Origin of the sequence: Alkalicoccobacillus murimartini (genome assembly GCF_030813245.1) — a bacterium.
GTDB lineage: Bacteria > Bacillota > Bacilli > Bacillales > Bacillaceae_D > Alkalicoccobacillus > Alkalicoccobacillus murimartini.
In genome coordinates, this window is the sequence record NZ_JAUSUA010000002.1 from 501699 (window position 1) to 516457 (window position 14759).

The 14759-nt window shown below is 42.8% G+C and carries 14 protein-coding genes; 1 reads left to right on the forward strand and 13 read right to left on the reverse strand.

The annotated features are described in order from the left end of the window. Positions 1–327: 327 nt before the first annotated feature. A complete protein-coding gene (locus J2S05_RS09000; RefSeq protein ID WP_306981981.1) occupies positions 328–1863 on the reverse strand; it encodes a BCCT family transporter in 1536 nt (511 codons plus the stop codon). Between the two features lie 148 nt (positions 1864–2011). Between J2S05_RS09000 and J2S05_RS09005 the strand changes: the two genes are divergently transcribed. Further along, positions 2012–2995, forward strand: coding sequence for a nuclease-related domain-containing protein (locus tag J2S05_RS09005; RefSeq protein WP_306981983.1), 984 nt, complete (start codon positions 2012–2014; stop codon positions 2993–2995). Positions 2996–3465: 470 nt separating this feature from the next. On the opposite strand, the gene J2S05_RS09010 is transcribed toward J2S05_RS09005, so the two are convergent. The 12 genes from J2S05_RS09010 to upp all read right to left on the reverse strand — a co-directional run bounded on the left by J2S05_RS09010 (position 3466) and on the right by upp (position 13884). Beyond that, positions 3466–3867 carry a F0F1 ATP synthase subunit epsilon gene (locus J2S05_RS09010; RefSeq protein WP_306981984.1) on the reverse strand — a complete coding sequence of 134 codons (402 nt, stop codon included), beginning with the start codon at positions 3865–3867 and terminating at the stop codon, positions 3466–3468. A gap of 31 nt (positions 3868–3898) precedes the next feature. Further along, entirely contained in the window at positions 3899–5317 is a 1419-nt protein-coding gene (gene atpD / locus J2S05_RS09015) for a F0F1 ATP synthase subunit beta (protein WP_306981986.1), read from the reverse strand. A 32-nt stretch (positions 5318–5349) separates the two neighbouring features. Next, entirely contained in the window at positions 5350–6213 is an 864-nt protein-coding gene (gene atpG, locus J2S05_RS09020; RefSeq protein ID WP_306981989.1) for an ATP synthase F1 subunit gamma, read from the reverse strand. Between the two features lie 38 nt (positions 6214–6251). Then, on the reverse strand, positions 6252–7766 hold the full coding sequence (atpA, locus tag J2S05_RS09025) for a F0F1 ATP synthase subunit alpha (RefSeq protein WP_306981991.1): 1515 nt from the start codon (positions 7764–7766) through the stop codon (positions 6252–6254). Between the two features lie 50 nt (positions 7767–7816). After that, on the reverse strand, positions 7817–8365 hold the full coding sequence (locus J2S05_RS09030; RefSeq protein WP_306981993.1) for a F0F1 ATP synthase subunit delta: 549 nt from the start codon (positions 8363–8365) through the stop codon (positions 7817–7819). Then, on the reverse strand, positions 8362–8856 hold the full coding sequence (gene atpF, locus J2S05_RS09035; RefSeq protein WP_306981995.1) for a F0F1 ATP synthase subunit B: 495 nt from the start codon (positions 8854–8856) through the stop codon (positions 8362–8364). Before atpF ends, J2S05_RS09030 begins: the two co-directional genes overlap by 4 nt. Positions 8857–8943: 87 nt before the next feature. After that, positions 8944–9165, reverse strand: coding sequence for a F0F1 ATP synthase subunit C (gene atpE, locus J2S05_RS09040; protein WP_251607426.1), 222 nt, complete (start codon positions 9163–9165; stop codon positions 8944–8946). Positions 9166–9235: 70 nt separating this feature from the next. Next, entirely contained in the window at positions 9236–9982 is a 747-nt protein-coding gene (gene atpB / locus J2S05_RS09045) for a F0F1 ATP synthase subunit A (RefSeq protein WP_370873621.1), read from the reverse strand. A 6-nt stretch (positions 9983–9988) separates the two neighbouring features. Then, on the reverse strand, positions 9989–10378 hold the full coding sequence (locus J2S05_RS09050) for an ATP synthase subunit I (protein WP_306981999.1): 390 nt from the start codon (positions 10376–10378) through the stop codon (positions 9989–9991). Continuing rightward, complete coding sequence (locus tag J2S05_RS09055; protein WP_306982002.1) at positions 10368–10601, reverse strand: AtpZ/AtpI family protein; 234 nt, start codon at positions 10599–10601, stop codon at positions 10368–10370. Before J2S05_RS09055 ends, J2S05_RS09050 begins: the two co-directional genes overlap by 11 nt. A gap of 272 nt (positions 10602–10873) precedes the next feature. Next, positions 10874–13111 carry a S8 family serine peptidase gene (locus J2S05_RS09060; RefSeq protein WP_306982004.1) on the reverse strand — a complete coding sequence of 746 codons (2238 nt, stop codon included), beginning with the start codon at positions 13109–13111 and terminating at the stop codon, positions 10874–10876. A 143-nt stretch (positions 13112–13254) separates the two neighbouring features. Then, positions 13255–13884: a uracil phosphoribosyltransferase gene (gene upp / locus J2S05_RS09065; protein ID WP_306982005.1), complete on the reverse strand. Its 630-nt coding sequence runs from the start codon at positions 13882–13884 to the stop codon at positions 13255–13257. Between the last annotated feature and the right edge of the window lie 875 nt (positions 13885–14759).

Consider the following 14759-nt stretch of genomic DNA (forward strand, 5'->3'; position numbering starts at 1 on the left):
AATAAAAACTCCTTTTCTTACGTGAGAACCACTGTAAGATTATTTGCCGTAAATTAAAATACAATTTGATCATAATAGATTGTATGATGAAACAATCCACACTCAACTATAACGGAAACTTGATAAAATTGCTATAGTTAATCTGCTTTCCATTTAAAAAAATCACTTAAAAGTTGACAAATTAAGACACACTTTGACTCTTTCAGTAAGATTGGGTCTAAGTGCTCTGTTTATTTGTTACCCTTTTTAAAAAGATGATAACCGTCATTTTCAAAATAAATGGAAAAAAGCTTACAACCATTTAGTTGTAAGCTTTTTTCGTATACGTTATTTTAAGAATCCTTGTTCACGTGCTAGGATTTTGGCTACTTTAGGTGCATACCATAGTAGCGGCAACATTAAAATGGAAACAGGCACAGCTGCTACAACCACAAAGGATTGTAAGGCACCAATTCCTCCACCACCGATATTAATTAATAAAACAGCGATAACGGCCATAATGACAGCCCAGAATACGCGAACGAGCTTAGGTGGATTTCCGACACCCGTAACACTCATAGATAACGAATAAGACATTGAATCGACGGTTGTAACAACGAATAAGATCGTCAACAGTAAGAAGACAAAAGGCATAATCGTTCCAAGTGGCATTTGAGCAGCAATCGCTATAATCGCTGCAGGTAAGCCATTATCAAGTAAGGGTCCACTTATGGATCCTGGCTGATTCAGCTCATAATGGATACCACTTCCCCCAAGTACAGTGAACCAAAGACTTGTAATAACAGGCGTCATGATCGCCACAACAAGGAAGATTTCACGGATGGTCCGCCCTCTTGATACGCGTGCCACAAGTAAGGCAACGAGTGGACCAAAACCAATAAACCAACCAAAGAAAAACAATGTCCAAGCACCGAGCCATTCATTATCTCCTCTAAATGTGCTCATGCGGATAAAGTCATTTAGATATACGCCAGTGGATGAGATGAATGAGTCTACAAGAAAGAGACCAGGGCCAAATATTAATAAGAAGACCGCAATAATCAAAGCTACATTCACATTTAATCGACTTAACCATTGAATTCCTTTATCAATCCCAGTAAGCGTTGAAATTAGAACGACTGAGGTTAAGGCAACAATGATGAGCACTTGAGTCATAAAGGTGTTTGGCCAGCCAAAAAGTACATTGACTCCATAGCTTACTTGGAGACCTAAAAATCCAATAGGTCCAATGGTTCCAGCGGCCGCACCAATGATACAAACCACATCTGCCGCTGTTCCCCAGGCACTGTTCTTAATTTTGCTTCCGAAAATCGGATAAAGAAGCGTACGTGGTTTTAGTGGCATGCCCTTATGATTGTGAGCGTACATAATCACAATGACACTAATGGCGCCGTAAACAGACCACGCCGTGAATCCCCAAGAAAGAAAACTTTGCGCGAGCGCCGGGCTTACAGCTGCTTCAGTTCCACTTTCAATACCTGAGAAAACTGGAGGCGTTTCGATAAAATAATACATAGGCTCAGCAGCAGCCCAAAATACGCCACCCGCTCCGAGGCCTGTTGTAACTATAATAGCTAAATATTTAAAAAAGCTCATTTCTGGCTTTTCCAGTTTTCCAAGCACAACATTCCCGCTTCTTGAAAAGGCAATGTAAGCACCCACAATAAATGTGGCAATTAAAAGAATCTGCCAATACGGACCAAAATAGCGAATGGCATAATCAAAACCTAGATCAACATATGTAGAGGTCCACTCCACATTAAACACAGATAACAAGACAAACAAAACCAAAATTCCCCCACTGATTAGAAAAACTGGCCAGTTGAGTATCTCTTTTATCTTACTCAAATCCTTACGACTCATTTATTTCCTCCATTTGATTCATGTAGTAAAGAATAATCTTAGCACAAATTAAGGCGTGGAATATTGTGAATACTTTCTACTTAGCAAAAAAAGGATATTGCCTTATTAATATGGAAAGAGAAATCATAGTAAGGAGGTGATTTTTATTATGACCGTAAAAGAACGAGATATGCCTATGAAGATGCAACAATTACTCGCTTTAGAAAGAAGGATGAATGGATTTCCGAGGAAAATGAAAGAAGATTTATTGTTGTATGAAGCAGGGTATCGAGGAGAGCAGAATCTAGATTATCATCTGACATTTCTAGAGGATGATGAGTTCATATTGTTACATGACCTGAGGATTAATAATAAGAGAAGGCATTATTTTCAGATCGATACACTCGTCGTAACCTCTCGATTCTTCGTTATTTTAGAGGTTAAAAATATGGTTGGTCGATTTGAGTTTAACGATGACTTAAAGCAAATGGTGCGCAGGTGGAACGGCGAGGAGTTGATAATGCAAAACCCTTTAAATCAAGTTCGCCGCCAACAAACTCAATTATCAGACTGGCTACTTCATCATAACTTCCCTCTCATGCCAATCGAACAGCTACTTGTCTTCGCACACCCCTCAACAGCCATTCATTCAACAGAAGCAGGCAAACACACGCTGTCGAAAGTTGTCTATGCAGAAGGAGTGGTTCCTCGATTAGAAAAGCTGAAAACGAATTACGGAAAAGCCAGATCCTATTTAGATAAGACCAACCTTCTTAAAATCGTTGGGCTACTAAATGCCAACCACTCTCCCCTTTTATCTCCTATCCTAAAAACCTACCATCTTAAACCATCTCAACTGCAAAAAGGTGTCTATTGCCCAAGTTGCAGTGCCCCAAACATGATCCGTCGAGCCAGGAGCGGACACTGGCACTGTCAAACGTGTCCCGTGAAATCTAAAACGGCGCATGTGAGAGCATTGGAGGATTATTATTTGTTGATTAAGCAGACGATTAGCAGTGCGGAGTTGAGGGAGTTTTTGGGGATTGAATCAAAAATGGCAGCCTACAATATATTGAGCAAATTGGACGTAAGGCGCACGCACAAAAACCGGCACTGTTACTACCACCTAACATATCCGCTACGATTAAAGTAAGTTGAGTGTGTAAGAGATGTTTGTATTTTAAGGTCCTTAGTAAGTGCACCAATTGGTCGAATACCATTTCGATATTGCAGGCTATCGTTTCACTTGCTCCTCCATCGTTTCGATTCTGCGCTCTATCGTTTCACTTGCTCTCCCATCGTTTCGATTCTGCGCTCTATCGTTTCACTTCCCCTCCCATCGTTTCGATTTCACGCTCTATCGTTTCACTTGCTCTCCCATCGTTTCGATTCAACACTCTATCGTTTCACTCCCCCTCCCATCGTTTCGATTCAACACTCTATCGTTTCACTCCCCTCCCATCGTTTCGATTCTGCGCTCTATCGTTTCACTTGCTCTTCCATCATTTCACTTCTGCGCTCTATCGTTTCACTTCCCCTCCCATCACATCGATTCTCCGCTCTACATCATCCCCACCCCAAACAAAAAAACTGCCCTCCACCAAGTGGAGAGCAGTTTTTTTATTATTTACCCGCGACTTTCAAGCGGTTGAGTGCGCGTTCGAGGGCGGCTTTGGCGCGGACGGTGTTGATGCCGTCTTGGCTTTTGGCGTTGACTCGTTTTTCGGCGCGTTCTTTTGCTTGTTGAGCGCGGTCGACGTCGATGTCAGACGGTTGTTCTGATGCTTCTGCTAAAATGGTAACCTTATCCGGTCGTACTTCTACGAATCCGCCGCTGACCGCGATGATGTCTTCGGAAGAGCCTTTTTTCATTCGGGCTGCGCCGATGGCAAGTGGCGAAACGAGCGGGATATGGTTTGGTAAAATACCAAGCTCACCTTCAACAGTGCGAACAACGACCATGTCGACGTCACCTTCGTAAACAGTGCCGTCTGGTGTTACGACGCTGGCATGAACAGTTGGCATAAAATCCCCTCCTTTTCAGCAGAGCTTGGTTTTAGACCATTTGCTCTGCTTTTTCAACCACTTCTTCAATGCGGCCAACTAGACGGAATGCGTCCTCTGGCAACGTATCGTATTTTCCTTCAAGGATTTCGCTGAATCCTTTGATTGTTTCTTTAAGTGGAACATATGAGCCTTTTTGTCCAGTAAACTGTTCAGCTACGTGGAAGTTCTGGCTTAGGAAGAACTGGATACGACGAGCTCGTTGTACAACAAGCTTATCATCCTCAGATAATTCCTCCATACCAAGAATCGCGATGATATCTTGAAGCTCACGATACTTCTGTAGAGTTTGCTGTACACGACGAGCTACAGAATAATGCTCATCACCAACAACTTCTGGTGAAAGTGCACGTGAAGTTGACGCTAATGGATCAACCGCTGGGTAGATACCCATTTCAGTTAGTTTACGCTCAAGGTTTGTTGTTGCATCCAAGTGAGCAAACGCTGTAGCTGGTGCTGGATCCGTATAGTCATCGGCAGGTACAAAGATCGCTTGGATCGATGTAACAGAACCTTTTTTGGTTGAAGTAATACGCTCTTGAAGTTGACCCATCTCTGTTGCAAGTGTTGGCTGGTACCCAACGGCAGATGGTAAACGTCCAAGTAGTGCAGATACCTCTGAACCAGCTTGTGTGAAGCGGAAAATGTTATCGATGAAAAGTAGCACGTCGGCTCCTTGCTCATCACGGAAATACTCAGCCATTGTCAAACCGCTTAGTGCAACACGCATACGCGCACCAGGTGGCTCGTTCATTTGACCAAATACCATGGCCGTTTTCTTAATAACGCCAGCTTCAGTCATCTCATGGTACAAGTCGTTTCCTTCACGTGTACGCTCTCCAACACCGGCAAATACTGAGATTCCACCATGTTCTTGTGCAACGTTATTGATTAATTCTTGAATAAGAACGGTTTTACCTACACCCGCTCCACCAAATAGTCCAACCTTACCACCCTTTGTATACGGAGCAAGCAAGTCAACAACTTTGATTCCTGTTTCAAGGATCTCAGTTGCTGTCGTTAGTTGATCGAAATCAGGTGCGTCACGGTGAATTGGGTCACGGCGTACACCACTATCTACTGGATCTTTAAACTTCAAGTCAATTTCGTCACCTAAAACGTTAAATACACGTCCTAGTGTTTCCTCACCTACAGGTACAGAGATTGGAGATCCTGTATCTACTGCGGCTGTTCCACGAACAAGTCCATCAGTTGAGCTCATTGCAATGGTACGAACAGTATTGTTACCAAGGTGAAGGGCAACTTCAAGTGTGACAGTTACGTCAACAGCTTTTGTTTCGCCACCTTGCTGATTTACGGTTAAGGCATTGTTTATTAGAGGAAGATCGCCATCGACAAACTGAACGTCAACAACGGGTCCTGTAATTTGAATAATACGCCCTGTGCTCATCTTTTTCCCTCCTATTTAGATCGGCTGTATGTCTACTCGAGAGCGGCTGCTCCACCGACGATTTCTGTGATTTCCTGCGTAATAGCCGCCTGACGTGCACGGTTATAGGAAAGTGTTAGATCATCAATCATAGAGTTTGCATTATCTGTCGCAGAACTCATGGCTGTCATTCTTGCACCAAATTCACTGGCTTTCCCATCAAGCAGGGCACCGAAGATTAGGCTCTCTGCATATTGAGGTAGCAATTGGTCAAGGATGGCTTGCTCATTTGGTTCATAGATATAACTTGCATTTGAACTAGCAGCCTCATCTTCAAGGCCAGCTAAAGGCAACACTTTATTCTCTGTCGGAACCTGAGAAAGTGGATTCACAAAGTGGTTATGCCAGATGTATAACTCATCAAATACCTGATCAGCAAACATCTCGACAGTGGTACTAGCCAATTTCTTAATGTCACTAAATTCAGGCTGGTCTTGTACTTGAATCATTTCCTGAATAATTGGAAGGCCTCGTCCTCTTAACAAGTCACGACCAATTCTCCCGATCACGATTAACGCATACTCATCCGATGAGTTATGTCGCTCATTCAGTGTGTTTGTTAACCTACGAATTAGCGTACTATTATATCCACCAGCAAGGCCGGTATCAGATGTAATCACAATATATCCTGTTTTTTTCACCGGACGTTCTTCAAGCAATGGGTGCGTAGCATCGGTTCCGCTTGCAGCCATACTTGATACCACTTCTTTGATTTTTGCAGCGTACGGATTAAAAGCCTGGGCTTTTTCCTGTGCGCGGTTAAGCTTAGATGCCGCAACCATTTGCATGGCACGCGTAATCTGCTTTGTCTTTTTCGTAGAAGTGATCCGGTTTTTTATATCACGTAAAGAAGCCAATCTCTCACCACCTTTATTCAAAACTTTGGTTTAGCTGCTTAGCTGTCAGATACGTTAAAGCCTTTTTTGAACTCTTGAATTGCTGCTCTAAAGTCAGCATCCTCAGGTAGGTTACCTGTTGTACGAATGTGATCAAGCAGTTCTTTTTTGTTGTGGTCCAAAAATACGAATAGTTCAGCTTCAAAACGAAGAACGTCTTTAACCGGAATATCGTCTATATAACCGTTAACTAGTGAGAAAAGAATAGCTACTTGCTTCTCAACTGGAACTGGTTTATTAAGATCCTGCTTAAGAATTTCAACGGTACGTACTCCACGATTTAGTTTCGCCTGAGTAGCCGCATCTAAATCTGAACCGAATTGAGAAAATGCTTCAAGCTCACGATATGAAGCTAAATCCAAACGAAGCGTTCCAGCTACCTTTTTCATTGCTTTGATCTGAGCAGATCCTCCAACACGTGATACAGAGATACCTGGGTTTACTGCTGGACGAACACCAGAGTAGAACAAGTCAGACTGAAGGAATACCTGTCCATCTGTGATCGAGATTACGTTTGTTGGAATGTATGCTGATACGTCACCAGCTTGCGTTTCAATAAATGGTAGTGCTGTGATTGAACCAGCGCCTTTATCGTCACTTAACTTCGCTGCACGCTCTAATAGGCGAGAGTGAAGATAGAATACATCCCCTGGGAATGCCTCACGACCTGGAGGACGACGAAGCAATAAGGACATTTCACGATAAGCAGCTGCTTGTTTAGATAGATCATCGTAGATTACTAATACATGCTTGCCATCGTACATGAATTCCTCTGCCATCGTTACACCTGTGTAAGGAGAAAGGTATAGCATTGGTGCTGGATCTGATGCACCAGCTGTTACTACGATTGTGTAATCAAGCGCACCGCGTTGGCGAAGCGTCTCTACTACGTTAGAAACCGTAGATTCTTTTTGACCAATCGCAACATATACACAAATCATGTCTTGGTCTTTTTGGTTAAGGATCGTATCAATTGCGATCGATGTTTTACCAATTTGACGGTCACCGATGATAAGCTCACGTTGACCACGACCAATTGGAATCATTGAGTCAATTGATTTGATACCTGTCTGCAAAGGTTCATGAACGGATTTACGATCCATAACACCTGGTGCAGCCGCTTCAATTGGGCGACTCTTTGTTGTGTTAATTGGACCAAGTCCATCAACAGGTTGTCCAAGTGAGTTCACAACACGTCCAAGTAATTCCGGACCAACTGGAACCTCCATGATACGGCCTGTACGCTTAACCTCGTCACCCTCACGAATACCAAGATAAGGGCCAAGAATGATAATACCGATGGTGTTCTCTTCCAGGTTCTGAGCCATACCCATGATACCATTGGAGAATTCAAGTAATTCACCAGCCATTACATTTTCAAGACCATGAGCAAACGCAATTCCATCCCCTACGCGGATAACTGTACCTACGTCTTGGACTTCAACATTTGCTTCAAAGTTCTCAATTTGCTGTTTAATCAGCGAGCTAATTTCTTCAGCTTTAATGCTGCTCATTTTGATTCACCCCTTTAGTGATTGCTACCGATAGTCACTACCGATATTTGCTACCGATTTCCTGCTAACAGGTTTCGTTCTAGACGGTTCAGTTGTCCTTTGATGCTGCCGTCGTATATACGATCGCCAATCCGGATTTTGATTCCGCCAACTAGCTCTTTGTCTACCTTATTTGTTGCAATAAGACGGCTTTTGCCTGCTTTCGGCGCAAACACAATCTCAACTTGCTTTAACTCATCTTCTGTTAATGCTTTAGCAGAAAACACAGTGGCTTCAGCAATGTTTAATAAATCATGATGTAATTTTGTAAATGCCTTAGATAGGTCAGGCACAATTGAAAAGCGCTGACGCTCAAGCAAAAGAAGTAATGTATGTACTACATCTGCCCCTACTTGCCCAGAGAAACTTTTGTTAACCAGTTCCTTTTTCGTTACTAATGTAACTTTGGGATGGTTGATTGCCTTTAAAAGCTCCGGCGTACTCTCTAAAACGGAAGCAATAATTTCTAGCTCTTCGCCCGTTTTTTCAAGTGTCCCTTTTGACTGGGCCAATTGAAAAAGAGCAACCGCGTAACGATTTGCTACCGCTTGGTTGCTCATAGCTCTTCGCCCGCTTGTTTAAGATAGTCTTGGATCAACTGTTCTTGAGCCTTTTCATCCAATTCTTTCTCAATTACTTTTTGCGCAATTAAGACAGATAAAGACGCGACCTGTTCGCGAAGAGCCACAACAGCTTGGTCTTTTTCATTTTGGATTTCAGCAATAGCTGTATCTTTCATACGGCCAGCTTCTTCTCTAGAGGTTTTGATAATATCTTGCCCCTGTTGCTCGCCTAATTTCTTAGCATTTTCAATGATTCCTTGAGCTTCTTTTTTTGCATTGTTTAATTCTTCACGTTGCTGGTTAAGAAGTTCTTCCGCATCTTTACGATTGCGTTCTGCAGAGTCAATTTGGTCATTTACAAGCTTTTCACGTTGCTCCATTACTCCAAGAAGTGGCTTTAGAGCAAATTTGCTAAGTAACGCTAAGAGAATGATAAAACCAATTAATTGAACAGCAATTGAACCCCATGGTATTACTAATCCACCCATGATTTTGTACTCCTTTCGTCGCTATACATAAGGAATGGCGAAGGTTCAAGCATGAACACAGTCGCCATTATTATACAGTCGTTCTAATTAACCACCAATACCAAACAGCATTAAGATTGAGATAACAATCGCAATGATTGGAACAGCCTCTGCCAATGGTACACCAATAAACATAAGTGTTTGAAGTGTTGACTTAAGTTCTGGCTGACGCGTAACACCTTCAAGAGTAGCTTTAACAATGATAGCAACCGCAATTGCCCCACCAATAGCAGCAAATCCAGCTGCAAGTGCAATACCTAAAAATAACATAATTCATGTTCCTCCTAGTAATATAGTTTTTTATATATAGTTTGTCCGAAAAACGGACGGTGTTAAAAAATTAATGCGCTTCTACTTTATGAGACATATAAACCATTGCTAGCATCACAAAGATATAAGCCTGTAAGCTTCCGATAAAGATACTAAATGCCTGCCAAATCACCAAAGGAACAAGTGATGTAATAGCAGAAAGTACATACATCAGTGGATTTGCACCCTCAATTCCAAAACCTGATACCCCGAACGTTACGATCAGTATCATCAGGATTTCTTTGGCATAAATGTTACCAAATAGACGCATACCTAGTGTTAGCATATTTGAAATTTCTTCAATGATCTTAAATGGTAGCAAGAACCATACAGGTGTTACGTAGCCTTTTAAGTAACCTTTCATTCCATTTATGCGTACGCCATAAATATGTGTCAGCAATACGACAAAAACAGAAAGTGAAAGAGCCAACGCGGGATCGGAAGTTGGAGATTTCCACCAAACCTCATGAGTTTCTCTGTTATATATTTCAAAAGGAATCCCTAGCATATTACTCACAAATACATAGAATAGAAGTGTTACAGCTAATGCAATAAATCGCCCGCCGACTTCCCAGCTCATATTTGCTTTTATAATGTTTCGACAAAAGTCTACTGACCATTCCAAGAAATTCTGAAGCTTGCCAGGACGAACAGATAAATTACGGGTGCCAATAAAGAAAAGCAGAAATATAATTAAACTTGCGACAAACGACATGACAATCGTTGAGGCATGGAAAGTTAGTCCGTATATTTCCCATTTGGCCATTACATGGTCCACACACCATCACCTCTCTTTAACAATAAATTTTCGTACACTGTCAATGAATAGCATTGCGTATACCGATGAAAAGCCTACCAAAACAAATAGTACATTTAGCCATTCTGGAAAAATAATTGCGATATACATAATGACTATTGGACAAACCATTCGGACGATAACATTCAACCCTACAAGCAAAGACATCGTACGGTTCTGCTTTAAGGCAACATGTCCTATGATCTTTGCATCAACAAAGTTCAACAAAAGATTCACAAGCCCTGCAACCAACCCAGCAAAAATACTTAGAAACAAGATATGAAAAGAGGTAATCATAAACCCAGTCATGCAAATAGCGGCGCATACACCAAGTATCGTCGCATATCTCTTCATATTTGTTTCGAGTTCACCTGTCATGTTCATCGTCTCCTAAAAAAGGCTGAACTACCTTATACATTCCATAACAGCCTGTAAAGAGTCCAACAAACAGGAAGATGATTAGAAACCAAGGCATCGTTCCTAGTTGACGATCCAACCATAAACCGAAAAATACGCCACCTACTAATCCCCCAACCAAGCAAGAGGAGATCATTGAAACTAATCCCGCTGTTTTCCAAAGGTTAGATTTTTGTTTCGGCATGTTAGCCTCCAAACACAAGAAATCATGTAGTACTAATGATGCCCTTATGTAACCCTTACCATTTGTCCCTAGTTATCGTACAATAGCGAAACCCTTGTGTCAACGGTGTTTTGCCTTGAAAGAAAAGGGGTTGCAGGAGTTGACCATGATTGTTCACACATCTGTCATATTGCCTGAAAGATATTCCATAACATACCTAATTATCATACTTAATTAAATTAAAAAACTCAAGAGAAAACGCTTTCTCTTGAGAACTTTTTTCTTATATTTCATCATTCTTCATCAATTTGGATCATAGATTCGATAATATCCTGTCGACCTTCTTGCTTTGCAAAAACTAATGCTTTGTACATTCCAGGCGGAAGACTGACATCTGTCATCTCTGCTTGAACCATGCCTCGGTCTGTATGATCTCTGGTTTCAAGGTACGTAATGAATTGGAACGTGTCAGGATCGTACAGTGCAATACCTGACTCCTCAGCACCTCCAGGGAGATAGTATTCATATCTATAGGTATTTGGTTTATCTCCGTGCACAAACTGAAAGGCCATGACCCTTGGATAATCAGGTTCTTCCATAAATAAGATGTATGGAACAAGAATGTCTTCTCTTCCCCCTGTAATTTTAATATGGTCATAGTGAATACCTTCCCCTAAAATAGAAGGCATCAGATCCAGAGAAAGCGTGACTTCTTGTTTCTCCTTTGGCTTTAATGTGATGGCTGACGGCGCATGCCACTCCATTCCATCGAGAAGCACAAAGGGTGGATCGATATGGTACGTATTAGTCTGATCACTCTGGTTTTCGACAGTAAAGGTCACTGAGCGTTTTTCACGGACATCATTTTTCGACCATTTCCCAAACGTAACCGCTGCTGGATACACTAGAGTATCTAACTTAAGCGCCTTATCTACTTGCAGACGACCTGCTCCCTGCTCGTGTGGCGCATACGGTTTATTCTCTTTGTTCATTAGTTGCTTAGCTGAATTCATCAACGCAGCTTTCACTTGTTCTGGTGTCCAGTCTGGATGAGCTTGCACAAGTAACGCCGCAGCACCTGCAACATGAGGGGATGACATGCTCGTTCCATCAAGTCCGGTATAGCCACCTGGTACCGTACTATCAATACTCATTCCCGGTGCCACAAGATCTGGTTTCACTTCCCACGAGAACGTAACTGGCCCACGCGAACTAAACGGCGCTAAAAAGTCCTGTTCTTTTCTGTACATCGTTCGAATGGTTGAAGAGTGGGTAGACTCTAGTTCGTTAAGTAGCCATTCACCATCTTCTTGGCTTAACGTACCTGCGGGCAGCGAGCTCGGTTGTTCTAATCCACCTACAAATGAGCCTGACGTATTGTTATAAATCAACACGCCGACAGCACCAGCTTTTACTGCTGCCTTCACTTTCTCTTGAAAGGATATTCGCCCGCGCTTTACTAACGCAATCCGACCGCGAACCTCAACTTCACTATAGTCATCTTCCATGCCATAACCTGCAGGCACAAATTCAAAATCGCGTGTAAGCGTCCACCTCTCAGCTCCTTTTAACGCATTTAATTCCAATTCTTTATCTTTACTTGGAATCGTAATGTAAGGCGTCTGCATAGGCGGAGCCGAGGCTCCAACTGAAATGGCTTTTTGTGCGGTCCCAGGTGACCCGACCGTCCACATCCCTGGCCCGCTATTGCCACTTGATGTGACAGCAACCACACCTGCGTCCACTGCTTTGTCTAGAGCTAAGCTGGTGGGCCAATCCGGTCCATTCACTGTATTTCCTAGTGAAAGGTTCAGAACATCCACATCGTCTTCCACTGCCTTCTCTATCGCTTCAATGACTTGTTCCGTTGTCCCTTGTCCTCCTGGTCCAAGTGCACGATAGGCATAGATCTCCGCCTCAGGAGCGACACCCTGCACTCGGCCATTTGCAGCGATAATACCTGCCACATGTGTTCCATGAAGCGTTGGCGGACCTTGCCTCGCTAGTGTTTCCATCGGATCACCATCCGAATCAATAAGGTCATAGCCACCCTTGTAGTTCTGCATTAAGTCAGGATGAGTATAATCAATGCCTGTATCGATGACCGCTACCTTTACCCCTTCACCCGTCAGCCTATGTCCGGATTCATCCAACATACCGCGAACAGAACCCGCTCCAATAAAAGGAACACTCTCCTCTAAAGCCGCTTGGTAGGTTGCCACTTCATCTACTCGCTCTACATACTTTAATGCCTTTACCGAAGCCAAATCTTTTTTAGGCACACTTAATGAAAACCCATTATATAAAGTGGAGAATGTCTTTCGAATAACACCGGTCGGAACCTGTGTCGACACCTCTTCTATCGCCTCACTCAAATTACCTTCTTTCGCTCCTACAATCACAACCGTATCAGATGTCTCTTCTGCGATGGAAGTCTGAACTGGGAGATCAGGGTACAGAACCTCAGCCGTTGCAGAAAAGGGAGTGAATCCACCTATAATGAGTACTAAACAAATCGCCGTCTTCTTCATTTCTCGCACCTCCCCAACGTGACATATTCTATGTAGTATGAGGGAATAAACCGCACATTATACACCGCGTTTGACGAGTAAAATGAAACAAAAAAAAAGACCCAGACGATCGTTCCATCGTCTGAATCCTATTTTACCTTCTATTATTTCGTACCAAATAATCGATCTCCAGCGTCACCTAGACCTGGCACAATATAACCATGATCATCAAGCTTCTCGTCCATTGCCGCTAAATACACGTCCACATCAGGATGCGCTTCATTTAAGGCTTTTACCCCTTCAGGAGCAGCAACTAAACACATTAGCTTAATATTGGTTGCTCCACGCTTCTTAATACTAGCAATCGCATCAATGGCAGAACCACCCGTCGCAAGCATTGGATCGATGACGATAAAATCACGTTCCTCCACATCATTCGGAAGCTTGACATAATACTCAACCGGCTTTAACGTCTCAGGATCACGATACAAACCAACATGCCCAACTTTCGCCGCTGGTATCATACGTAAAATCCCATCAGTCATTCCTAATCCCGCACGTAAAATTGGCACAACACCCAATTTCTTACCAGCAATTCGATTGGCTACAGCAGGACCAACAGGCGTCTCAACCGTTGTCTCTTCAAGTGACAAATCACGAGTAATCTCAAAAGCCATCAGTGCCGCAACTTCCTCAACCAACTCACGAAACTCCTTCGTACCAGTCTGCTTATCACGTATGTATGATAATTTATGCTGAATGAGAGGGTGATCAAAAACAAATACTTTACTCATGGCAATCGCTCCTTTTAATGGACTTTCCTTAAAGCATTCTAGCTGAAACAAGCCCCTTGTTCAAGTCTGAATACTTTAAAAGGGGAATTCTGTGTGTGGGAAGTGAGTTCTTTTGGTGTTTGTGGTGGGGTTCTTGGTGGGGTTCTTGGTGGGGTGCTCGGGTTCTTGGTAAATCTCCACTTCGTCTTGATCCCACACTCATCCTTCTTGCTAAACGCCCACGACTCCATTCTGATATAAAAATGTCCATTTTTGTTCCTTACGTCATTGGAATTTAACGATTTAGTTCCTGGCTCTTGGTAAGTGGTGCTTCTCTCTTCGTAAAAGTGGTCCGGCGCTTGGTATCAGGTTCCTGCTCTTGGTATTTTGGATTTGCTCTTGATTGAGGGGCCTTCTCTCTTTGTATCGGGCTCTCCCTCTTAATAAATCCTCTTCCCTCTTGACCCGGAGCACATCGCTCTTGCTAAGACGCTCGGGGGCTTGGTGTGTCTCCACTTCGTCTTGATTCTACACTCATCCTTCTTGCCAAACGCCCACGGCTCCATTCTGATATAAAAATGTCCATTTTTATTCCTTAGGTCATTGGAATTCAATGATTTCGTTTTTGGCTCTTGGTAAGAGGTGCTTCTCTCTTTCGTATAAGTGGTCGGGCGCTTGGTATCAGGTGTCCGCTCTTGGTATTTTGGATTTGCTCTTGATTGAGGGGCCTTCTCTCTTTGTATCGGGCTCTCCCTCTTAATAAATCCTCTTCCCTCTTGAATCGGAACACATCGCTCTTGCTAAGACGCTCGGGCGCTTGGTATGTCTCCACTTCATCTTGATTCTACACTCATCCTTCTTGCTAAACGCCCACAATACATTCTGATATAAAAATG